This is a genomic window from Streptomyces sp. NPDC104581 (genome assembly GCF_055583685.1).
Genome location: NZ_JBVJNN010000010.1, coordinates 27,851 through 50,096 on the forward strand (window position 1 = coordinate 27,851; position 22,246 = coordinate 50,096).

The window sequence follows — 22,246 nt, forward strand, 5'->3', positions numbered from 1 at the left end:
ATCAGGACTTTTTCTTCAGCTCGAAGTTCCAGACACCGGTGACCGCCTTCTCCTTCTCGCTCGTCTCCACGATCCCGAGATTGACGGACTTGATCAGCTCGCCCGTCTGGGAGGCGAAGAACGAACTCGCCTGGATGGTGCGGTACGTGTCCTTGTTCGGCTCCGGCTCGACCCGCTGGCCGTCGATGTAGAAGGTCCAGCCGTTGTCCGCGATCGCGGGGTCGACACCGAAGTGGATCCGGTCGTCCAGGGAGACCGAGATCGTCTTCCGCCCGGACGTGTCGTTGAGGCACTTCGCCAGCTCTGACTGCTCGCCCAGCGACTTGCCGTGGTTGTAGCAGGCCGCCTCGGAGTGCACGGAGTCCGTGCCCACCGTCACCGTCGCGATCGGAGTCGGCTTGTCGCAGGCCGAGAGGACGAGCAGGCCCGCGGAGACGGCGCCGAGCGCGACACCGGTCCGGCGGGCCCTGGCAGAGATAAACGCAACGGTCATGGGCCGAAGGCTATCGCCCGGCCCGTCTCATCCGACGCGCGGGTGCGGCGCGCCGTGCCGGGCCGCGCCGAGCAGCCCCCGCAGCGAGAACAGCGCCCCGGTCGCGACCAGAGCCGCGGCGACCGACATCCCGAGCACACCGTTGAGCGGCAGCGCGATACCGATCGCGCCGCCCACCACCCAGGACATCTGGAGCAGCGTCTCGGCACGCGCGAAGGCGGACGTACGGACCTCCTCCGGGACGTCCCGCTGGATGCACGCGTCCAGCGACAGCTTCGACAGCGCCTGGGTGAAACCGGCCGTGGTGGCGAGCACCGCGATCGTCAGGCCGCCGAAGAAGACCGCGGCGAAGATCGCCGCCGTGAGCGCCAGACCCAGCACGGTGGCGATGATCACCTCGGGCGCGCGGGCCTTGAGCCAGGCGCCCACCGCCGTACCGATCGCGTTGCCCGTACCGGCGCAGACGCCCACGATGGCCAGCGAGATGGCGGCGCTCTGTCCCGCCAGCGGATGCTGGCGCAGCAGGAACGCCAGGAAGAAGATCAGGAACCCGGAGAGCGCGCGGTGCGACGCGTTCGCCTGGAGGCCGTTGAAGACGGAGGGGCCGACCGTACGCAGGCTCGGCCGCTTCTTGCTCCCGCGCGCCACCAGCTGCATCTTCCGCTCGCCCTTGGCCGAGTCCACCTTCGGCGGCATCGTGAACGCCAGGAACGTGCCCGCGATGAAGATGACGAACGCCCCGTACAGCGGCCACTGCGGCCCGATCTGATGGAGTCCGGCCCCGATCGGGGCCGCCGCACCCGTCGCGAGCAGCCCCGCGAGCGTCACCCGGGAGTTGGCCCGGACCAGGGGGAACTTCGGTGGCAGCAGGCGTGGCACGACGGCGCTGCGGACGACCCCGTACGCCTTCGAGGCGACGAGCACCCCCAGTGCGGCGGGATACAGTTCGAGCCCGCCCGTCGCCACCGCGCCCGACATCGTCAGCGCGAGCAGCGCCCTGGTCAGCATGGCGCCGGCCATCGCGGCCCGGCGGCCGTGCGGAACGCGGTCGAGGAGCGGGCCGATCACCGGGGCCAGGAGCGTGAAGGGGGCCATGGTGACGGCGAGGTAGAGCGCGACGCGGCCACGGGCCTCGTCGGTCGGTACGGAGAAGAAGACCGTCGACGCGAGGGCGACGGTGATCATGACGTCACCCGCGCCGTTCACGGCGTGCAGCTCGATCAGCCTGCCGAGGCCGGACTCGCCCGCGCCGTGCGCGTGCGTGGCCTTGCGGATGCCCTTGGCGGTGCCGGTGATCGGCAGGTGCAGGGCACGGCCGACCGACCGGCCCGCTCTGCGGAAGGGACCGGGTCTCTCGGACGACCTGACGGCTGCCACCCCGTCATACTGCCCCCACTTCGGGTGAGGGAACGCCCCTGACGTCGCTGACGCGCTGACTTCGGCACTTCTTCTCATTACTTTGCCGAGATTTCCCGGCCGCCCGGAGACCCGCCCGACCGCTGTCTCCCGGTACTTTTCCGGCCTGTCGCACCGCCCGCGGGCTGCCCGGACTCCGGGAAAGGGGGCGTGCAGGTGGGCGGCGGGCGGTGGAGGAGGTAGCGTGCGTAGCGCGCCACCGGCGGTTGTTCTCGGCCGCGCGCCTCTTCGTCATCCCGCAGAATGGTTGACGGTAGGTGTGCCCGAGAGGTCTCGGGCGTGGACGTCGATGCGGCCCTCTGGTCCGCTCCGCCCTCGGCCCGTGCTTCGCGACTCGGCCGGCGCACCCGTGAAACGGCGTAGGAGAGAAGCGAGACCTGTGAGTGCTGCGACGACTCGAAGCCGAACCCCCGACCGCCTGTGCGCCGAGGCGGTAGACCTCGCGAGGGCGGCAGCCGAGGAGGCTGCCGCGCCCGGTGTCGTCGGCGAACATGTGGCGGCGGTGTCCGAGGGCGACCGCGTCGTCACCCATCTCTTCGAGTGCAAGGAGATGGGCTACCGCGGCTGGCGCTGGGCGGTGACCGTCGCCCGCGCGTCCCGCTCCAAGCTCGTCACGCTTGACGAAACGGTGCTGCTGCCGGGCCCCGACTCCCTCCAGGCCCCCGAATGGGTGCCGTGGAGCGACCGGCTGCGCCCCGGCGACATGGGCCCCGGTGATCTGCTGCCGACCGAGGCGGAGGATCTGCGCCTGGAGCCCGGCTACAGCGGCGAGGACGTGCCCCCGCCGAACTCCGTCCTGCGCGAGGGCGTCACCCCGCGGGCCCTGGCCGAGCTGGTCGAGGCGGAGGACGCGGAGGAGACGGACCGCGACGGCGCGGCGGGCGACGCCACGACGGCGGCCACCGGCCGCGGCACCATCTCGGCGGTCGCCGAGGAGCTCGGCATGCGCCGGGCCCGGGTGCTCTCCCGGTACGGGCTCCACATCGCGGCGGACCGCTGGGACGAGTCGTTCGGCGCGAAGACGCCCATGGCGCAGGCGGCGCCCGCGCCGTGTGTGTCGTGTGGCTTCCTGCTGCCGCTCGCGGGCTCGCTGCGGCAGGCGTTCGGCGTCTGCGCGAACGAGTTCTCGCCGGCGGACGGCCGGGTGGTGTCCCTGGCGTACGGCTGCGGCGGCCACTCGGAGGCGGCCGTGATGCCCACGCCCCCCCGTCCGGCACCGCACGTGCTGGACGAACTGGGCGCGGACGCGTTCTCGATGGAGCCCTCGGGCGGCGGCGGGGACGGCGATACGGCCGGGTCCCCGGACAGCTCCTGACCCACCGCCGCGGCGCGCGCCGCGCGTGCGCCGCGGTCCCGTGAGCTCCTCCTGACCCGCGACGACGGCGAATGGCCGATAAGCGACGCCCGGTGAGCGGGGCCGGGGCGGGCCCGCCCCGGATCACGGCCCCGGCAGCGCGGCGCCCGCCGCGCGCCGGACCTGTGCGTCCGGACCGGACCGCCGCCGGATCCCGGACACCGCCCTCCGCCCCCGCACCGTCGCGCGGTACCTTCGGGCCCCACACTTAGCGAGCAGTGGACCGGCAGGCGACGGACAGAGCGGAGTCACAGGGTGAGCGTCACGACGACCGAGGAGGCCGACCCGTTCGGAACGGCTCGGCTGCGGCGTGCGGTACTGGCCTCCTGGGGTGCGGGTCCCGCCCGCTTCCGGGAGGACGCCAACGCCGAGGAGGACCTCGCGCTCGGCGGCTACCGTGACCGCCTGATCGTCGAGCTGGCGCAGAACGCCGCCGACGCCGCCGCCCGCGCCGGCGTCCCCGGCCGGCTCCGGCTCACCCTGCGGCCGGCCACCGCCGAGGGACCCGCCGTCCTCGTGGCCGCCAACACCGGCGCGCCCCTCGACGCGACCGGCGTCGAATCGCTCAGCACCCTGCGGGCCTCCGCCAAACGCGAGGGGCACGAGTCCGCCGTGGGGCGGTTCGGTGTCGGTTTCGCCGCGGTCGTCGCCGTCAGCGACGAACCGGCCGTCGTCGGCCGGCACGGCGGCGTCCGCTGGTCGCTCGCCGAGGCGCGGGGGCTGGCCCTGGAGGCCGCGGGGGCGAGCCCCGGGCTCGGCGACGAGCTGCGCCGCCGCGACGGGCACGTGCCGCTGCTGCGGCTGCCGCTGCCCGCCGAGGGCAGCGCGCCCGAGGGCTACGACACCGTGGTCATCCTGCCGCTGCGGGACGGGACCGCGCTCGACCTGGTGGAGCGGCTGCTCGCCGCGATCGACGACGCGCTGCTGCTGACCCTGCCGGGCCTGGCCGAGATCGTGGTCGAAACCCCGGAAGGCGAAAGGGTGTTGACGCGCGCCGAGCACGGCCCGTACGTGCGTGTCGAGGACAGCGCGGCGGACGCCGTACGGCGCTGGCGGGTCGTCAGCCACCACGGCGCCACCGCGCCCGAGCTGCTCGAAGGCCGCCCCGTCGAGGAACGCCTGCGCCCCCACTGGGCGGTCACCTGGGCCGTCCCCGTGGACGGTGAGGGCGCCCCGGCCCGGCCCCGTACCGCACCCGTCGTGCACGCCCCGACGCCGACCGACGAACCCCTCGGCGTCCCCGCGCTGTTGATCGCCTCACTGCCGCTGGACACCACCAGGCGCCACCCCGCGCCCGGACCCCTCACCGACTTCCTGGTGGAGCGGGCGGCCGACGCGTACGCCGAACTGCTCGGCGACTGGCAGCCGGTGTCCACCGGCACCATCGACCTGGTGCCGGGGCCGCTCGGCAAGGGCGAGCTGGACGGCGTCCTGCGGGCCGCGATCCTGAGCCGGCTGCCGCGCGTCGCCTTCCTCGAACCGGCCGCCCCCAGCGAGGAGTTGCCCGCGCTGCGGCCGTTCGAGGCGGAGGTCGTGGAGGGCGCGGGTGCCGACACCGTACGCGTACTGGCCGAAGTGCTGCCCACCTTGCTGCCCGCCGGACTCGAACGGCGCGCCGAGCTGCGGTCCCTGACGGTGGGCCGGCTGCCCCTCGGTGACGCGATCGAGCGGATCGGCGGCGCCGAGCGGCCTCCCGAGTGGTGGCGGCGGCTGTACGAGTCGCTGGCCGGTGTCGACCCGGACCGGCTGTCCGGGCTGCCGGTGCCGCTCGCCAGCGGCCGTACGGCGGTCGGGCCCCGGCGGGTCCTGCTGCCGCTCGCCGACACTCCGTCCGACCTGGCCAGGCTCGGTCTGAAGGTGGCGCACCCCGACGCCGCCCACCCGCTGCTGGAGAAGCTGGGCGCCCTCCCCGCCTCGCCGCGCGCCGTGCTGACCACCCCGGAGGTACGCGCGGCGGTCGCCGCCTCGCTGGACTCCGCCGAGATGTGGGACCAGGAACAGGGACTGGACGCCGAGGAATTGGCCGAAACCGTCCTCGCCCTGGTGCGGGACGCGGACCTGGACCCCGGCGACGAACCGTGGCTGGCCGCGCTCGCCCTGCCCGACGAGGACGGCGAACTGGCCCCCGCCGGTGAACTCGTCCTGCCCGGCAGCCCGTTCGCCGCCGTCATGCGCGAGGACGAACTCGCCCTCTGCGACGCCGACCTGGCCGAGCGGTGGGGCGAACAGTCGCTCGCCGCCTGCGGGGTGCTGGCCGGCTTCGCCCTCGTACGCGCCACCGATGTCGTCCTGGACCCGGACGAACTGGAGCCGCGCGACGGTGACTTCGCCGAACCCGACGACGCCGGTCTCCTCGACGCCGTCGACGTCTGGTGCGAGGACGTCCTGGACCGGCTGCCCGAGACACCGGTGCCGCCGGTCGCCACCGAGATCGTCGCCGTGCGCGACCTGGACCTCGTGGACGACGACGCCTGGCCGCAGGCGCTGGCCATGCTGGCGCGGCCACCGCTGCGGGACGCGCTGACCGCGCCCGTACGGGTCCTGCTGCCCGACGGCACCACCGAGAGCGTGCGCTCGTACACCGCCTGGTGGCTGCGCGACCATCCCGTGCTCGACGGGCGCCGTCCGGCCGGTCTGCGCGCGGCGGGCGGCGATCCGCTGCTGGCCGGGCTGTACGACCCGGTGGACGCGTCCGGCTTCGAGGACGCGCAGGTGCTGCGCGCCCTGGGCGTACGGACGTCGGTCGCCGCCCTGCTGGAAGAACCGGGCGGCGCGGCCGAGCTGTTGACCCGGCTGGCCGACCCGGACCGCGAGGTGACGGCACGTCAGCTGCACGCCCTCTACACGGCCGTCGCGGATCTCGACCCCGAACAGGTCACGCTGCCCGACGAGTTGCGCGCGGTCGTGGACGGCGAGGTGCGGATCGTGGACGCGGCGGACGCCGTGGTCGCGGACGCCCCCGACCTGCTGCCGCTCACCGCCGGAGTGCCGCTGCTGCCGGTCGCCCCGGCCCGCGCCGCCGACCTCGCGGAGCTGCTCCAGGTCGGACGGCTCGGTGAGAGCGTCACGGCGGAGGTGGCCACGGAGGGCGAGGAGTACGAGGTCCCGGTGTCCGTCCGCGTACTGCTCGGCGCGGGCACACCCGCCACCTATGTGGAACACGAGCGGCTGCTCGCGGGCGGTGTGGAGCTGGACTGGCGGCGCACACCGGACGGCACGGTCCACGCGGCCACGGTGGAAGGCGTCGCCGCCGGGCTGGCGTGGGCGGCCGGGCAGTGGCCGCGCCGCTTCGAGGTGGCCGCGCTGCTGGAGGACGCGTCGCGCACGGAGGAACTGGCGCGGGACCGCTGGTTCGACTGAAGTCACGGCAAGAGGTGCGATCTTCACGAAAGTCGCACGTTGTGTACAACCATTACCTCCTGACCCTCGTCTGTACAGACGAGCCAACAGGCTCACTGACAAATGGGGAAATGCATGCGAATCCGTGCCACTGTTGCCGTCGCGACCGGTGCCCTGGCTCTGTCGGCCCTCGCCGTGCCGGCCACCCAGGCCGCGCCCGCGGGCGATCGGCCCGGCGTGCCGTCCTACGGCTCCGCCACCCACGAGGGCGCCGCCGCCGCGCCGAAGGGCAGCGCCCGGGCGGCCGCCCAGGCCCCGGTCATCAACAAGGCCGTGGTCAACGGCGGCAAGCCCATCGTCGTCGGCACCACCGCCGTCAAGAAGGTCTCCGTCTCGATCACCGCGTCCCACCCGTCCGGCATCGCCGACGCCGACGCGATCATCTGGATCGGCTCCAGCCTCGACGACCCGGACTCCTTCGGCTTCGGAGCGCCCGGGGCGTTCAAGTGCACGGCCGCGAGCGCCACCACCTCGACGTGCACCCAGACCATCGAGGTCGACCCGATGTGGCTCATCAACAGTGACTCCAAGACCTGGAACGTCGGTGTCTGGGCGCTGTCCAACGACACCTACAGCGTCCAGAACGACAAGTTCGCCAAGACGAACCTCCAGCGCCTGTCCAAGATCACCGTCAACGCCGCGCCGGAGCCGGTGAAGAAGGGCGGCACGATCACGGTCACGGGCAAGCTCTCCCGCGCCAACTGGGAGACGGGCACCTACAAGGGCTACGCCACCCAGTCGGTGCAGCTCCAGTTCCGCAAGAAGACCAGCTCCACCTACAGCACGCTCAAGACGGTCAAGACCTCCAGCACCGGCACGCTGAAGACCACCACCAAGGCCACGGTGGACGGCTACTGGCGCTGGAACTTCGCCGGCACGTCCACGACCCCGGCGGTCATCCCGGCCGGCGACTTCGTCGACGTCAAGTGACATAACGGCCGGGACAGGCGGCCCGTACGGGCGGCCGGACGGTCCGAGCCCCGTCACCAAGGGCCCCGCGCACCCGGCGCGGGGCCCTTCGCCGTGCCGGGGCCCGGCCGGGCGTGCCTACACCGGGAACTTCCGGTCCACCACCCGCCACGCCACTTCCAGCAGCGCGCCGCCCACGGCCGCGATCGCCACCGCCGTCCAGGGCATCGTCGTGCCCACCAGCTTGAGGGCGAAGAAGTGCTGGAGCCAGGGGACGGCCAGGACCACCAGGAAGCAGAATCCCATCGTCAGCACCAGCCCCACCCGCCACCAGGTGTACGGGCGGGCGATGATCGCCAGGACCCACATCGAGACCAGGAACAGCGTCAGGGTCGCCGCGCTCGTCTCGGCGGGCAGGGAGCCGGGGCCGCTGTAGTGCGAGCGGGCCAGCAGATACGTCGTGAAGGTGGTGGCGGCGGCGATGACGCCGCTGGGGATCGAGTAGCGCATCACCCTGCGTACGAAGTTCGGCCTGGCGCGCTCCTTGTTCGGCGCCAGGGCCAGGAAGAACGCCGGGACGCCGATCGTGAGCGTGGAGATCAGCGTCAGATGCCGGGGCAGGAACGGGTACTCCACCTGCGTGCAGACCACCAGGATGGCCAGCAGCACCGAGTAGACCGTCTTCGTCAGGAAGAGCGTGGCGACACGGGTGATGTTGCCGATGACGCGGCGGCCCTCGGCCACCACCGAGGGCAGTGTGGCGAAGCTGTTGTTCAGGAGCACGATCTGGGCGACCGCCCGGGTCGCCTCCGACCCCGATCCCATCGCGACGCCGATGTCGGCGTCCTTCAGGGCGAGGACGTCGTTCACACCGTCACCGGTCATCGCGACCGTGTGGCCGTGCGACTGGAGCGCGCCCACCATCTCCCGCTTCTGCTGCGGGCTGACCCGGCCGAAGACCGTGCCCGAGTCGAGCGCCTTCGCCATCTCGTCGCGCTCGCCGGGCAGTTGGCGGGCGTCCACCGTTCGGTCCGCGCCCGGCAGCCCCAGCTTCGCGGCCACGGCGCCCACCGAGACCGCGTTGTCGCCGGAGATCACCTTCGCCGCGACGTCCTGATCGGCGAAGTACGTGAGGGTCTCGGCCGCGTCGGGACGCAGCCGCTGCTCCAGCACCACCAGCGCCGTCGGCTCGGCGCCGGCCGTCGCGCCGGGCGCGTCCAGCGGTCCGGTGCCGTCGGCGCGGGCCAGCAGGAGCACCCGCAGGCCCTGCTCGTTGAGGGCGTCGATCTCCGCCAGCGTCGGATCACCTGTGGGCAGCAGGACGTCGGGCGCGCCGAGGAGCCAGCTCACGGCCCCGTTCAGACCGTCGCCCTCGAACGTGGCGCCGCTGTACTTGCGGGCGGACGAGAACGGCAGCGCCGCCGTGGCGCGCCACCCCGAGCGGTCCGGATACGCGTCGACGATCGCCCGGAGGCTGGCGTTGGGCCGGGGGTCGGAGGCGCCGAGGGCGCCGAGCACCGTGCGGACGAACGCCTCGTCCGCGCCGCCCAGCGGGCGCAGTTCGGTGATGTCCATGCCGCCCTCGGTGAGCGTGCCCGTCTTGTCGAGGCAGACGACGTCGACGCGGGCCAGGCCCTCGATCGCCGGCAGCTCCTGGACGAGGCACTGCTTCCGGCCGAGCCGGATGACGCCGATCGCGAAGGCGACCGAGGTCAGCAGGACCAGGCCCTCGGGGATCATGGGCACGATGCCGCCGATGGTCCGGGCGACGGAGTCCTTGAAGGCGTTCTCCTTGACGACGAGCTGACTGATGATCAGGCCGATCGCCGTCGGGACCATCATCCAGGTCACGTACTTGAGTATCGTGCTGATGCCGCTGCGCAGTTCGGACTGGACGAGGGTGAAGCGCGAAGCCTCCTCGGCGAGTTGGGCCGCGTACGCCTCCCGTCCCACCTTCGTCGCCCGGAACGCGCCGCCGCCCGCGACCACGAAGCTGCCCGACATCACCGTGTCGCCGGGGCGCTTGAGCACGGGGTCGGCCTCACCGGTGAGCAGGGACTCGTCGACCTCCAGACTGCCGGCCTCGACGATCTCGCCGTCCACGACGACCTTGTCGCCGGGGCCCAGCTCGACGATGTCGCCGAGGACGATCTCGGAGGTGGAGATCCCGGCCGCGACGCCGTCACGCCGCACGACCGGCTTCGCCTCGCCGATGACGGCCAGCCCGTCGAGCGTCCGCTTGGCGCGCAGTTCCTGGATGATGCCGATGCCGGTGTTCGCGATGATGACGAAACCGAAGAGGCTGTCCTGGATCGGCGCGACGAACAGCACGATCACCCAGAGCACCCCGATGAGCGCGTTGAACCGGGTGAAGACGTTGGCGCGGACGATCTCGGCGGTGGAGCGGCTGCTGCGTACGGGTACGTCGTTCACCTCGCCCCGCGCGACCCGCTCGGCGACCTCCGCCGCGGTCAGCCCGGTGGCGTGGCCGGCCGGCGCGGGCAGTTCCCTCGGGTGGACGGGATCGAGTTCCGCGCCCGCGTCAATGGAGGGGCCGCGTGGCTCGCCGCCGCCGGTGTCGATCTTCGCCCGCTGAGTCATGAGGTCGACGTTACGGCTGTGCGGGGGCGATTACCCGCCGGGGGGTCCGAAGATCCGACCGAGGTACGACAGGTACGGGCACAAGTCGTCCCAGGGCATTACGGCGCGGGGTCCCCGGCGGAGCCGCCGCCGGTCTCCGGGGCCCCCGGTCCGCCGCCGCGCGCCGTGTCCGGCCCCGGGTCCGCCTCCCGGGCCGCCCGCCTGATGGCCGCGTCGCGCCTGAGGACGTACCAGATGCCGATCAGCCCCAGCCCCGCACCGGCCAGACAGGTCCACACCCACCAGAGGTGCCCGTGGTCGTCGAACCAGCCGTAGAACGGGAGCTGTACGAGGAAGAGGACGAACCAGATGAGGGTGCCGCCGACGACGGTCGGAACGACCGGCCCCTCCAGGGGCTCAGGTGCCTCATGCGTCGGGGTCCATTTGGCCATGGCGTCAGTGTATGCGTCAGCCCCGGGCCAGGTCGGACGCGGTCCCGCACGGCTCTACGCGCGGAGATAGCGATCATCGGCCTATCTGTTCATACTGAAGCGGTTTTCGAGATGGCCCGTTCCGCATGGCCGGTTCCATTCGCTCGAACAGCCGATGAACACGACAGCCGATGACCACGACGACCGAGGGTTGCGCATGCCCGTCCAGGACAAGGCCACCGCCCCGGTTGCCATGGACCGCTTCTTCAGGATCTCGGAGCGCGGCTCCACCGTCGGCCGGGAAGTCCGCGGCGGCTTCGCCACCTTCTTCGCGATGGCCTACATCATCGTGCTGAACCCGATCATCCTCGGCAGCGCCAAGGACATGTACGGCAACCAGCTCGACAGTGGCCAGCTCGTCACCGCCACCGTGCTGACCGCCGCCTTCACCACCCTCCTGATGGGCGTCATCGGCAATGTGCCGATCGCGCTCGCCGCCGGGCTCGGGGTGAACACGGTCGTCGCGCTCCAGCTCGCCCCGCGGATGAGCTGGCCCGATGCCATGGGCATGGTCGTCCTGGCCGGTTTCCTGGTGATGCTGCTGGTCGCGACCGGGCTGCGGGAACGGGTGATGAACGCCGTACCCGCAAGCCTCCGCAAGGGCATCGCGATCGGTATCGGCCTGTTCATCATGCTGATCGGCCTGGTCGACTCGGGCTTCGTCTCCCGTATCCCGGACGCCGCCAGGACCACCGTGCCGCTCCAGCTCGGCTCCGACGGCCACCTCAACGGCTGGCCCGTGCTGGTCTTCGCGCTCGGCGCGCTGCTCACGCTCGCGCTGATCATCCGCAAGGTGCCCGGCGCGATCCTGATCTCGATCGTCACGATGACGGTGGTCGCGCTCGTCGTCGAGGCGGTCGCCGAGGTGCCGAGCTGGGGCCTGACGACCCCGAAGTGGCCGGGCAACCCCGTGGACATGCCGGACTTCGGGCTGATCGGCGAGCTGAGTCTCTTCGGCGGATTCGGGAAGGTCGGCATCCTCACCGGTGTCCTCTTCGTCTTCACCGTGCTGCTGTCCACGTTCTTCGACGCGATGGGCACGATCCTCGGCGTCGGCGACGAGGCGAAGCTGATGGACGAGCAGGGCCGGCTGCCCGGCATCAACCGGGTGCTGTTCGTGGACGGTGTCGCCGTCGCGTCCGGCGGCGCGACCTCGTCCTCCGCTGCGACCTGCTTCGTGGAGTCCACGGCGGGAGTCGGCGAAGGGGCGAGGACCGGACTGGCGTCCGTCGTGACGGGCGTGCTGTTCTCGCTGTCGCTGTTCCTCACACCGATCGCGACGATGGTCCCGTCCCAGGCGGCGACGCCCGCGCTGGTGGCGGTCGGCTTCCTGATCCTCGCCGGATCGGTGAAGGACATCGACTGGAGCGACTTCACCGTCGCCGTGCCCGCGTTCCTGGCGATGGTGACGATGCCGTTCACGTACTCGATCACCAACGGCATCGGCATCGGCTTCATCACCTTCAGCCTGCTGCGGCTGGCGGCGGGCCGGGGCCGTGAGGTGCCGGTGGCGATGTACGTCGTGTCGGCCGTGTTCGTCTTCTACTACGCGATGCCTGCGCTGGGCCTCACGTAACGGCCCGGCCGGCAGTGGCGGCGCGGCCGGTGACGCCCGCCTGGTCATGCCCAGCCGGTCACGCCGCGCCGTAGAACCTCTCCGTCTCGTCGACGGACGCCCTGAAGCGCTCGTCGAAATCGGCGCGCGTGAGCGTCCCGGCCACATAGTCCTGGACGCTCATTCCCCTTCTGGCGGCGTGCTGCCGAAGCCGGTCGAGCAGCTCACCGTCTATCCGCAGGCTGAGCACTGTCGATCCCATGCCGACCAGAGTCATCGGGGCGTCCGGGCCGCTGGGTCGCTTTCCGCGGTTGTCTCACTCGTACGAGTGAGTTGCGGGCGCTCGATGTGTGGGATCTGTGAGCCCTCGCGCGGAGGGCCGTTCTCCGTTTTCCTTAGCCAAGGTAATGAGTTAGGCTAAGGAACATGCCTGACCTATCCCACGGCGACGACGCGGCCGCCGTGAACGCACTCCGCTCGGCCGTCATGCGGCTGGGCCGGCGCCTCAAACACCAGCGCGTCGACGAGTCGCTGAGCCCGACCGAGATGTCGGTGCTCGGCACCCTCGCCCGCTGCGGCTCGGCCACACCCGGTGAGCTGGCCCGCAAGGAGCATGTGCAGCCGCCGTCGATGACCCGGATCGTCGCCCTGCTCGAAGCCAAGGGACTGGTCCGGCTCGAACCGCACCCCGACGACCGCCGCCAGAAGGTGGTCACGCCGACCGAGCGGGCCGAAGCCATGCTCGAAGAGAGCCGCCGCAAGCGCAACGCCTGGCTGACCGCCGTGGCCGAGGGCCTGGACGAGGACGAATGGTCCAAACTCCGCGCCGCCGCGCCGGTGCTGGAGAAGCTCGCGCACCTGTAGCCGCCCGCAGAAGCACACTGTCCACGCCGAGGAGGCGAACCAACTTTGAGTACGGGATCCGGAGCAGACTCCGCCCCCGCACCGACCACCCCCGACCCCATGGAACAGCCCCGCACGAGCATGTTCAGCTCGCTGAAGATCCGTAACTACCGGCTCTTCGCCACCGGACAGGTCGTGTCGAACACCGGCACCTGGATGCAGCGCATCGCCCAGGACTGGCTGGTGCTCACGCTCACCGGATCCTCCACGGCCGTAGGTATCACCACGGCCCTCCAATTCCTCCCGATGCTGCTCTTCGGCCTGTACGGCGGCGTCATCGCCGACCGGTGCAACAAGCGCACCCTGCTGCTCGGCACCCAGGCCGCGATGGGAGTCACCGGGCTCGCGCTCGCCGCGCTCACCCTCAGCGGTCAGGTCCAGGTCTGGCACGTGTACGCCACGGCCTTCGTCCTCGGCCTGGTCACGGTGGTCGACAACCCCGCGCGCCAGTCGTTCGTGCACGAGATGGTCGGCCCGGACCAGCTCCGTAACGCCGTCAGCCTGAACTCCGCCAACTTCCAGTCCGCCCGGCTCGTCGGCCCGGCGGTCGCCGGTGTGCTGATCACCGCCGTCGGCAGCGGATACGCCTTCCTCCTCAACGGACTGTCGTTCATCGCCCCGCTCACCGCCCTGCTGCTGATGCGCAACTCCGAGCTGCTGAAGGTCGAACGCACCCCGCGCGGCAAGGGACAGCTACGGGAGGGACTGCGTTACGTCGCGGGCAGGCCGGAGCTGATCTGGCCGATCGTGCTGGTCGGGTTCATCGGCACCTTCGGCTTCAACTTCCCGATCTGGCTGTCGGCCTTCGCGGACGACGTCTACCACGCCGACGCCGGTACGTACGGCCTGCTCAACACCCTGATGGCGATCGGCTCCCTGATCGGCGCCCTGCTCGCGGCCCGCCGGGGCACCTCCCGGATGCGGCTGCTGGTGGCGGCGGCGGTCCTCTTCGGCGTGCTGGAGATCGTGACCGCGTTCGCGCCGACGTTCTGGCTCTTCGCGGCGCTGCTGGTGCCGGTCGGCATGTGCGGCCTGACGGTCAACGTCACCGCCAACTCCAGCATCCAGATGGCCACGGACCCGGCCATGCGCGGCCGGGTGATGGCCCTGTTCATGATGGTCTTCACGGGCGGTACGCCACTGGGCGCCCCGATCGTCGGCTGGGTCACCGACACCTACGGCGCCAGGATCGGCTTCGCCTCCGGCGGCGCGGTCGCCGCGTTGGCCGCGGTGGGCGTGGGCGTGATGCTCGCCCGGGTCGGCGGCCTGCGCCTCAAGATCGACCTGCGCCGGGGCCACCGCCATGTGACGTTCGTCCAGCGGGAACAGCCACTCGCGACGGCGGCGTGACCGATGCCGCCCGCTCGCCCGCAGGATCCGCGGGAGCGGGCACCGCACGGGGCAGCCGGGCTGCCAGACTGACCGCCATGCGTCTGTTCGCCGCCGTGCTGCCGCCCTCCCACGCCGCCGACGAACTCGCCGACGCCGTCGACCGGCGGGTGCGGGGTCTTCCCGGGGCCGATGAGATGTGCTGGACCGGGCGGGCCGGGTGGCACTTCACGCTCGCCTTCATGGGAGAGGTCGACGAGGCGCTCGTTCCGGAGCTGACCGGGCGGCTGGAGCGTGCGGCGCGCCGGACGCGGGCGTTCCCGCTGCGGCTGCGCGGCGGCGGGAACTTCGGCGGGCGCGCGCTGTGGGCCGGCGCCGCCGGGGGCGTCGCCGAGCTGCGCCGCCTCGCCGAACGCGCCGACGCCGCCGCGCGCAGGACCGGCCTGCCGATGGAGGAGCACCGGGCCTACCGGCCGCACCTCACGCTGGCCCGTACGCGGACCGACACCGACCTGCGCCCCTACGTGGCCGCGCTGGACGGTTTCGAGGGCACGCCGTGGCAGGTCGGGGAGCTGGCGCTGGTACGGAGCCGACTGCCCGTGGCCGGTGTGCCGGGGGAGCAGCCGCGGTACGAGACGCTGGTGCGCTGCCCCACCGCGAGGCCCGCCGACGGCGGCCGTTAACCTCGACGCGTGGACCCCAAAACCCGGAACCGGATCATGGCCGCCGCGCTGGTGCTGATGTTCGTGATCGTCGCCGTGGCGGGAGCGTTCGGCTAGGGCCTGTCGTCTGGGTCGGGCCGGACCAGTGAGCGGGGCACGCGAGCCCGGCAGGATCCGGACGACAGGCCCCGGAGCCTTGACCGACAGGGGGCGCGGCCCGCGGGCCGCGCCCTCCCTTGCCGGCACTACCAGGCGAACGCCTCCGGAGAAGGACCCGGACCCGGGAAGATCTCCTCCAGCGACGCCAGCACCTCGTCCGACAGCTCCAGCTCGACCCCGCGCAGCGCGGACTCCAGCTGCTCGGCCGTACGCGGGCCGACGATCGGGCCCGTCACGCCCGGACGCGTCAGCAGCCAGGCCAGAGCCGCCTCGCCCGGTTCGAGACCGTGCTCGGCGAGCAGGTCCTCGTACGCCTGGATCTGCTCACGGATCTTGCTGTCCTTGAGCCGGTCGCCCGACCGCTTCCCGGAGCCGCCCTCGCGCTCCTTGCGGATCGCGCCGCCGAGCAGACCGCCCTGGAGGGGTGACCACGGGATGACCCCGAGGCCGTACTCCCGCGCGGCCGGGATGACCTCCATCTCGGCGCGGCGCTCGGCGAGGTTGTACAGGCACTGCTCGCTGACCAGGCCGTAGGAGCCCAGGCGGTGCGCCGTCTCGTTGGTCTGGGCGATCTTCCAGCCGGGGAAGTTGGACGAGCCGGCGTAGAGGATCTTGCCCTGCTGGATCAGGGTGTCGACCGCCTGCCAGATCTCCTCGACCGGGGTGTCACGGTCGATGTGGTGGAACTGGTAGAGATCGATGTGGTCGGTCTGGAGCCGCCGGAGGCTGGCGTCGACCGCGCGGCGGATGTTGAGGGCGGAGAGTTTGTCGTGGTTGGGCCACGCGTCGCCCTCGGCCGCCATGTTGCCGTACACCTTGGTCGCGAGCACCACCTTGTCGCGACGGCCGCCGCCCTGCGCGAACCAGGTGCCGAGGATTTCCTCCGTGCGGCCCTTGTTCTCGCCCCAGCCGTAGACGTTGGCCGTGTCGAAGAAGTTGATGCCGGCGCCGAGCGCGTCATCCATGATGGCGTGGCTGTCGGCCTCGTTGGTGTGGGGGCCGAAGTTCATGGTGCCGAGGACGAGTCGGCTGACTTTGAGTCCGGTGCGTCCGAGCTGCGTGTACTTCATGGCTCAACAGCCAACGCCTTCGAGCGCGCTCGAAGCAAGACCTCAACGGGTGGACGGCGGACCCGTGTCCGGCGCCGCGAACGTGTCGAGCGCGGCCAGCTGCTCGCGGCGCGTCGTCGCGCTGCCCTGGTGGCCCGCGTCCGCCACGACGATCAGCCGGGCGTCCGGCCAGGCGGCGGCCAGCTCCCACGCCGTGCCGAGCGGGCCGGACAGATCGTGTCTGCCGTGGATCAGCACACCGGGAATCCCCGCCAGCCGTCCCGCGTCACGCAGCAGCGCGCCCTCCTCCAGCCAGGCGCCGTGCGAGAAGTAGTGCGCGCAGATCCGCACGAGGGCCCGGCGGTCGGCGGAGGGCCGGCCGCTGTACGGGTCGGGGGAGCCGTGCGGCTCCCCCGAGAGCACCGCGTCCTCCCAGGCGCACCAGTCGGCGGTGGCCCTGGCCCGTACGGCCGGGTCGGGGCTCTCGGTGAGCCGCGCGTACGCCGCGAGCAGGGAGGGGGTGTCCGGGTGACCGCCGGGGTGCGCGTCGTCGGCCGGGACACCGGCCCGGAAGCGGGCCCACGCCTCGGGGAAGATCTGGCCGGCGCCCCGGTAGAGCCAGTCGATCTCGGAGCGGCGGGTGGTCGTGACACTCGGGATGACGATCTCCGACACGCGTTCCGGGTGCCGCTCGGCGTACGCGAGGATCAGCGTGGAGCCCCAGGAGCCGCCGTACAGCAGCCACTTGTCGATCCCGAGGTGGGTGCGCAACCGCTCCATGTCCGCGAGGAGATGACCGGTGGTGTTGTGCCGCATGTCGGCGGTGGGGTCGCTCGCGTGCGGGGTGCTGCGCCCGCAGTTGCGCTGGTCGAAGAGGACGACGCGGTACCGGTCGGGGTCGAAGTACCGCCGTGCGCGCGGGGTGCACCCGGAGCCGGGACCGCCGTGCACGACGAGCGCGGGCTTGCCGCCGGGGTTGCCGCAGACCTCCCAGTGGACGAGGTTGCCGTCGCCGACGTCGAGCATGCCGTGGTCGTAGGGCTCGATCGGCGGATACAGCTCACCGGGCTCGCGGTCCACGAGGCGGTCTCCTTCTCGGATCGGGGGTGCGGGACTTGCGTAGGGTCGGGTGCGACGGGGAGCGGAGGTGTGCGGTGTCCCTCGATGACGAGGTGGTGGAGGGCGGCGAACCGCCCTGCATGCTGGAGCTGGTCTGCGAGGAGTGCGGCCGTCTGAACGACGACCCCGAGCCGGTGCACTGCGGCGGGTGCGGGACGCCGCTCGGGCGCGGGTGACGGATCGTGCGTACGGGTCGGACGTCCGGGAGCCGGCAGCGTACGCCGGCTCGCTCACCGCCGTGTGGGCGGATACGGCGCGCCCAGCCCCCACGCCTGGTGCATGGCGTCGGCGAACGCGCCGGCGAGCAGATGCTCACCCGAGGGGCCGGGGTGGGTGCCGTCGTAGGTGTCGCGGTGGATGTCGTACGACGCGGGGCGCGAGGCCGGCAGCAGGGGTGAGGCCGCGTTGTCCAGGTCGGCGACGGCCTTGGCCAGCAGGACGTTGAAGCGGTCGACCTCGGCGGCGAAATCCGGGTCGGTCTCGGCGCGGGTGTTGGGTATGACCGGCAGCAGCACGATCCGCAACCGCGGGTTGGCCGACCGTGCCTCGGCGATGAACTCCCGTGCGTGCGCGGCGGTCTGGTCGCTGTCCGTGTAGAAGCCGAGGTCTATCAGGCCGAGCGAGACGAGCAGGACGTCCGCGCGGTGCGTGGCGACGGCGTCACGGATCACGGGCGCCATGTGCTGCCAGCCCTCGCCCCAGCCCGCGAGGTGCGGCCACGCCTCCGCGGGGAAGTCGGGGGCGCCGTACGCGTGCGAAACGGGGGCGCCGGCCCGGTCGTCGTGGAGGCCGGTGCGCGGGCCGACGATCGCGTACGGGGCGCCGTACGAGTCGTTCAGGTGCCGCCACATGCGGTAGCGCCAGGTGATGTCGCCGGCGCGGCCGATGGTCATGGAGTCGCCGACGAACATGAAACGCATCGGATCATCATCCCCGATGGCCGGTGGACGACCGTCCCCGGCCCGCGGGGTGGCAGTCTTGGGCCATGGTCAAGGTCAAGGTGATGCGTCCGTCCCCGCGTGCGGGGCGTGCCCGATCCGCCCTCATGGCGTCGGCGCTGCTGGTCCTGACGTGTGCGGCGGCCACGCTCCCGGCCACGCCGACCGCGTCGGCCGTGCCCGCCGCGCCGGTCGCCCCCGCCGCGCCCGCCGCCGACCCCGACCGCAGCTTCCGGATCCAGGACCCGCGGATCACCGAGTCCAGTGGGCTCGCCGCCAGCCGGGCGCACCCCGGCGTCTACTGGACGCACAACGACCAGGACAAGCCCCTCATCTACGGCGTCGACTCGCGGACCGGGGAGACCGTCGCGACGATCACCATGCGGGGGGTCGGGGAGCCCCGCGACATGGAGGCGATCTCCGTGGGCGCCGACGGAGCCGTCTACGTCGGCGACATCGGCGACAACCTCAACGGCAGCTGGGACCACGTCTGGATCTACCGCTTCCCCGAGCCGAAGACGCTCGCGGACGCGACGGTCGACGCCACGCAGTACACGGTGAAGTACGCGGACGGCCCGCGTGACGCCGAGGCGCTGATGGTCCATCCCACCACCGGCCGCGTCTACATCGCCTCGAAGAACGAGAACGGCGGCGGCCTCTACGAGGGCCCGGCGGAGCTGACCACGGGCGGCACGAACACCTTCACCCGCGTCGACGAGGTGCCGTGGGTGACCGACGGCGCCTTCTCGCCGGACGGCAGGGAGCTGCTGCTGCGCTCGTACTTCAGCGCCCGCGCCTATGAGTGGAGGAACGGCCGGCTGGGCGCCGACCACCGTGTCCGGGCCCCGATCCAGGGCCAGGCCGAGTCGGTGACGTACACCCTGGACGGGTCGGCCCTGATGTTCGGTACGGAGGGGACGCGCAGCCAGGTCGAGCGCGTCGACCTGCGGAAGAAGGGCGGATCGTCCGGCGGCGGGAGCGGCGCGGGCGACGGCGCTGCCGGGGACGGCGCGGAGGGCGAGGGCGGGAACATCACGATCGGCGCGGTCGTGCTCGTCGGGGCCGCGGTGCTGTTCTTCGGGGTCAAGCGCCGCAAGCAGGGCGGCTGAGGGCGCACGTGGCGGTTCAGCCGCCGCCGGTGCGCCGCGCGACCAGCACCTCCAGGCCGTCGAGCAGTCGCTGGAGCCCGAACTCGAAGTGGTCGAAGTCGGGGCCGAACGCGTCGGCCGAGAGCGTGGCCATCACCGGGTAGCGCCCGCTGTTCATCACCGCCGACAGAATCGGCTCCTGCGCCTCCCAGAACTCCTCGTCCGTGATGCCGGTCGCCTGCTGGACCTCGACGGCGTGCACCTGGGTGCGGGCGACGCCCGAGACGTAACCGCTGACCATGATGATCACGGAGATCAGCTCCGGGTCGGTCAGGCCCATGTCCCTGATTCCGGCGAGCATCGTCTCCATGCCGCCGACGGCGCCGGGGCCGAGGACCGGCCTGGTCTGGTTGACGGAGAGCAGCCAGGGGTGGGCCTGGTAGAGGGCGAGTTCCCCGCGGGCCGCCGTCTCGACGGTCTTCCGCCAGTCGGGGGCGGCGGCGGGGGCCGGATCGGCGGCGGTCGCGCCGGAGTCGGCCTGCACCCGGTCCAGCATCAGGTCCACCAGCTCGGCCCGGCCGGGGACATGGCGGTAGAGCGACATCGTTCCCGCGCCCAGCTCCGTGGAGAGCCTGCGCATCGAGACGGCGGAGAGCCCCTCGGCGTCGGCGAGTTCGACGGCGGCCGTGACGATCCGGTCGAGCGTGAGCCCCGGTTTGGGGCCCCGGGTCGCCCGCTCGCCGGTGCCCCAGAGCAGTTCCATGCTGCGGGACACGTCGCCGCCGCCGCTGCTTTCCGTCGTCGCCATGGCCCCAGCCTAAACGGCTGGACATCAATTGGGTACCGTGTACGCTTCTTGGGTACGCCGTACTCAGTTCTCTGGAGGGGCAGTGAACGACCAGGCAGCCACCGACTACGCCGTGCACGCCGAAGCGATCCGCAAGCGGTACGGGGACACCTGCGCCCTCGACGGCTTCGACCTCGCCGTGCGCACCGGAACCGTGCACGGACTCCTCGGCCCGAACGGCGCGGGCAAGACCACCGCCGTACGCGCGCTCACCACCCTCCTCAGGCTCGACGGCGGGCGCGCCACGGTCGCCGGGGTCGATGTGCGCACCGACCCGCGCGCCGTGCGCCGCCGGATCGGGCTCACCGGGCAGTACGCGGCGGTCGACGAGATCCTCACCGGCCGGCAGAACCTGGAGATGTTCGGCCGCCTCTTCCACCTCGGTGGACGGCGGGCCGCGCTGCGCGCCGGGGAACTGCTGGAGCGCTTCGGCCTGGTGGGCGCGGCCGACAAGGGCGTTCGCGAGTACAGCGGCGGCATGCGGCGCCGGCTCGACCTCGCCGCTTCGATGGTCCTCGCCCCCCGGGTCCTGTTCCTCGACGAGCCGACGACCGGACTCGACCCGCGCGGGCGCGGCGAGGTCTGGGACGCCGTGCGGGCGCTGGTGGCGGGCGGTACGACCGTGCTGCTCACCACGCAGTATCTGGACGAGGCCGACAAGCTCGCCTCGCACATCACGGTCATGGACCGGGGGCGGGCGATCGCCGACGACACCCCGGACGGGCTGAAGAACACCGTGGGCGGTGACCTGATCGAGGTCGTCGTCCACGACGGGCGTGAACTCCCGGCGGCGGCCGAGGTGGTCGCCCGCGTCGCGGGATCGGTGCCCGCGACGGACACCGAGGCGCGCCGGGTGCACGCGCCGGTCACCGACCGGGTGGCGGCGCTGACGGACGTCGCCCGGGAGCTGCGGGACCGGGGGATCGCGGCGGAGGACATCGGTCTGCGCAGGCCGAGCCTGGACGACGTGTTCCTGCGGCTGACGGGACACCGTACGGAGGAAACGGCCACCGGCGCGACGACCGTGAAGAAGAAGGCGAAGGCGGAGACCGAGGTGGCGGCATGAGTACGAGGACGGACCTGAACGCGGACCCGACCACGGACCCGACCGCGGACCCCGGCGCGGGAGTGAGCCTGGCGCTCGACGACACGCGCGGTCGCGCCTACTGGGCGGTGGCCGACTGCTGGAACCTCGTACGCCGCAGCCTGACCCACTATCAGCGCCAACCCTCCTACATCCTCTGGATGCTGGGCTATCCGCTCATCTCCGTGCTGCTCTACGGCTATGTCTTCGGCAGCGCGATGAAGGTGCCGGGCGGTGGCGACTACCGGGAGTTCCTGATGCCCGGCATGTTCACCATGACGATGGCCTTCGGCTTCATGAACACGGCGTCCGCCTTCGTCAACGACACCAGCAAGGGCGTGCACGACCGCTTCCGCTCGATGCCGATGGCGCCGTCGGCGGTGGTCACGGGGCGCGGAGTGGGGGACATGCTCACCGCCTGCGCGGAACTGGCGATCCTCGCGCTCACGGCCCTGGCGATCGGCTGGCGCGCGGACGGCGGTTTGCTCGCCTCCCTGGCGGCCTTCGGCCTGCTGATGCTGCTGCGCTTCTCGCTGATCTGGGTGGGGGTCTGGCTCGGGCTGGTGATCCCGAGCCCCGAACAGGCGAGCAGTCTCTTCGCCGTCGCCTTCCCCGTGACGATGATCTCCAGCGTCTTCGTCGCCCCGTCCCTGATGCCGGACTGGCTGGGCGTGGTCGCCGCGTGGAACCCGGTCTCCGCGACGGTGACGGCGGCCCGCGAACTGTTCGGCAACCCGGTGGCGAGCGGCGGCACCTGGCCGGAGGAGCACGCGCTGCTGCTGTCGCTGGCCTGGCCGCTGGCGATCACGCTGCTGTTCGTCCCCCTGGCGGTACGGAGGTTCCAGCGCCTGAGCCGGTGACCGTCAGGTCG

The 22,246-nt window shown here is 72.1% G+C and carries 20 protein-coding genes; 11 read left to right on the forward strand and 9 right to left on the reverse strand.

Annotated features, from left to right (window positions below):
- Nucleotide 1: 1 nt before the first annotated feature.
- Nucleotides 2-493, reverse strand: a complete 492-nt coding sequence (locus ACZ61E_RS11125; protein ID WP_469699295.1) for a DUF2771 domain-containing protein — start codon at nucleotides 491-493, stop codon at nucleotides 2-4.
- Between the two features lie 27 nt (nucleotides 494-520).
- Nucleotides 521-1,870, reverse strand: a complete 1,350-nt coding sequence (locus tag ACZ61E_RS11130) for an MFS transporter (protein ID WP_469699296.1) — start codon at nucleotides 1,868-1,870, stop codon at nucleotides 521-523.
- Between the two features lie 418 nt (nucleotides 1,871-2,288).
- Between ACZ61E_RS11130 and ACZ61E_RS11135 the strand changes: the two genes are divergently transcribed.
- The 3 genes from ACZ61E_RS11135 to ACZ61E_RS11145 all read left to right on the forward strand — a co-directional run bounded on the left by ACZ61E_RS11135 (nucleotide 2,289) and on the right by ACZ61E_RS11145 (nucleotide 7,592).
- Complete coding sequence (locus tag ACZ61E_RS11135) at nucleotides 2,289-3,224, forward strand: DUF3027 domain-containing protein (protein WP_469699297.1); 936 nt, start codon at nucleotides 2,289-2,291, stop codon at nucleotides 3,222-3,224.
- A 294-nt stretch (nucleotides 3,225-3,518) separates the two neighbouring features.
- Nucleotides 3,519-6,623: a sacsin N-terminal ATP-binding-like domain-containing protein gene (locus ACZ61E_RS11140; protein WP_469699298.1), complete on the forward strand. Its 3,105-nt coding sequence runs from the start codon at nucleotides 3,519-3,521 to the stop codon at nucleotides 6,621-6,623.
- A gap of 114 nt (nucleotides 6,624-6,737) precedes the next feature.
- Nucleotides 6,738-7,592: a DUF5707 domain-containing protein gene (locus ACZ61E_RS11145; protein ID WP_469699299.1), complete on the forward strand. Its 855-nt coding sequence runs from the start codon at nucleotides 6,738-6,740 to the stop codon at nucleotides 7,590-7,592.
- Between the two features lie 117 nt (nucleotides 7,593-7,709).
- On the opposite strand, the gene ACZ61E_RS11150 is transcribed toward ACZ61E_RS11145, so the two are convergent.
- Together ACZ61E_RS11150 and ACZ61E_RS11155 are read right to left on the reverse strand one after the other, a co-directional pair.
- Nucleotides 7,710-10,172, reverse strand: a complete 2,463-nt coding sequence (locus ACZ61E_RS11150; RefSeq protein ID WP_469699300.1) for a cation-translocating P-type ATPase — start codon at nucleotides 10,170-10,172, stop codon at nucleotides 7,710-7,712.
- 98 nt (nucleotides 10,173-10,270) lie between these two features.
- Entirely contained in the window at nucleotides 10,271-10,603 is a 333-nt protein-coding gene (locus tag ACZ61E_RS11155) for a DUF2530 domain-containing protein (protein ID WP_469699301.1), read from the reverse strand.
- Between the two features lie 196 nt (nucleotides 10,604-10,799).
- Here ACZ61E_RS11155 and ACZ61E_RS11160 point away from each other — a divergent pair, with 196 nt between their 5' ends.
- Nucleotides 10,800-12,218 (forward strand): NCS2 family permease, encoded by a 1,419-nt coding sequence (locus tag ACZ61E_RS11160; protein ID WP_469699302.1) that lies wholly within the window; start codon nucleotides 10,800-10,802, stop codon nucleotides 12,216-12,218.
- 58 nt (nucleotides 12,219-12,276) lie between these two features.
- Here the strand turns inward: ACZ61E_RS11160 and ACZ61E_RS11165 are convergent, their stop codons facing one another.
- Entirely contained in the window at nucleotides 12,277-12,459 is a 183-nt protein-coding gene (locus tag ACZ61E_RS11165) for a ribbon-helix-helix protein, CopG family (protein WP_469699303.1), read from the reverse strand.
- 164 nt (nucleotides 12,460-12,623) lie between these two features.
- Between ACZ61E_RS11165 and ACZ61E_RS11170 the strand changes: the two genes are divergently transcribed.
- The 3 genes from ACZ61E_RS11170 to thpR all read left to right on the forward strand — a co-directional run bounded on the left by ACZ61E_RS11170 (nucleotide 12,624) and on the right by thpR (nucleotide 15,112).
- Nucleotides 12,624-13,061, forward strand: a complete 438-nt coding sequence (locus tag ACZ61E_RS11170) for a MarR family winged helix-turn-helix transcriptional regulator (RefSeq protein ID WP_469699304.1) — start codon at nucleotides 12,624-12,626, stop codon at nucleotides 13,059-13,061.
- 45 nt (nucleotides 13,062-13,106) lie between these two features.
- Entirely contained in the window at nucleotides 13,107-14,450 is a 1,344-nt protein-coding gene (locus tag ACZ61E_RS11175) for an MFS transporter (protein ID WP_469699305.1), read from the forward strand.
- Nucleotides 14,451-14,527: 77 nt separating this feature from the next.
- The gene (thpR, locus tag ACZ61E_RS11180) at nucleotides 14,528-15,112 is read left to right on the forward strand and encodes an RNA 2',3'-cyclic phosphodiesterase (protein ID WP_469699306.1); all 585 of its coding nucleotides are present in this window, start codon (nucleotides 14,528-14,530) and stop codon (nucleotides 15,110-15,112) included.
- 224 nt (nucleotides 15,113-15,336) lie between these two features.
- On the opposite strand, the gene ACZ61E_RS11185 is transcribed toward thpR, so the two are convergent.
- Both ACZ61E_RS11185 and pip read right to left on the reverse strand, forming a co-directional pair.
- Entirely contained in the window at nucleotides 15,337-16,320 is a 984-nt protein-coding gene (locus ACZ61E_RS11185; RefSeq protein WP_469699307.1) for an aldo/keto reductase, read from the reverse strand.
- A 42-nt stretch (nucleotides 16,321-16,362) separates the two neighbouring features.
- Nucleotides 16,363-17,379, reverse strand: coding sequence for a prolyl aminopeptidase (gene pip, locus ACZ61E_RS11190; RefSeq protein WP_469699308.1), 1,017 nt, complete (start codon nucleotides 17,377-17,379; stop codon nucleotides 16,363-16,365).
- A 74-nt stretch (nucleotides 17,380-17,453) separates the two neighbouring features.
- On the opposite strand from pip, the gene ACZ61E_RS11195 reads away from it, so the two are divergent.
- Entirely contained in the window at nucleotides 17,454-17,594 is a 141-nt protein-coding gene (locus ACZ61E_RS11195) for a hypothetical protein (RefSeq protein WP_469699309.1), read from the forward strand.
- Between the two features lie 54 nt (nucleotides 17,595-17,648).
- Here the strand turns inward: ACZ61E_RS11195 and ACZ61E_RS11200 are convergent, their stop codons facing one another.
- The gene (locus ACZ61E_RS11200) at nucleotides 17,649-18,338 is read right to left on the reverse strand and encodes a GDSL-type esterase/lipase family protein (RefSeq protein ID WP_469699310.1); all 690 of its coding nucleotides are present in this window, start codon (nucleotides 18,336-18,338) and stop codon (nucleotides 17,649-17,651) included.
- A 125-nt stretch (nucleotides 18,339-18,463) separates the two neighbouring features.
- Between ACZ61E_RS11200 and ACZ61E_RS11205 the strand changes: the two genes are divergently transcribed.
- Nucleotides 18,464-19,465 (forward strand): WD40 repeat domain-containing protein, encoded by a 1,002-nt coding sequence (locus tag ACZ61E_RS11205; protein ID WP_469699412.1) that lies wholly within the window; start codon nucleotides 18,464-18,466, stop codon nucleotides 19,463-19,465.
- A 16-nt stretch (nucleotides 19,466-19,481) separates the two neighbouring features.
- Here the strand turns inward: ACZ61E_RS11205 and ACZ61E_RS11210 are convergent, their stop codons facing one another.
- Nucleotides 19,482-20,252: a TetR/AcrR family transcriptional regulator gene (locus ACZ61E_RS11210; RefSeq protein WP_469699311.1), complete on the reverse strand. Its 771-nt coding sequence runs from the start codon at nucleotides 20,250-20,252 to the stop codon at nucleotides 19,482-19,484.
- Nucleotides 20,253-20,334: 82 nt separating this feature from the next.
- Between ACZ61E_RS11210 and ACZ61E_RS11215 the strand changes: the two genes are divergently transcribed.
- On the forward strand, nucleotides 20,335-21,357 hold the full coding sequence (locus ACZ61E_RS11215; protein ID WP_469699312.1) for an ATP-binding cassette domain-containing protein: 1,023 nt from the start codon (nucleotides 20,335-20,337) through the stop codon (nucleotides 21,355-21,357).
- Complete coding sequence (locus ACZ61E_RS11220) at nucleotides 21,354-22,235, forward strand: ABC transporter permease (protein ID WP_469699313.1); 882 nt, start codon at nucleotides 21,354-21,356, stop codon at nucleotides 22,233-22,235. The genes ACZ61E_RS11215 and ACZ61E_RS11220 overlap by 4 nt, the downstream gene beginning before the upstream one ends.
- The last annotated feature ends 11 nt before the right edge of the window (nucleotides 22,236-22,246 follow it).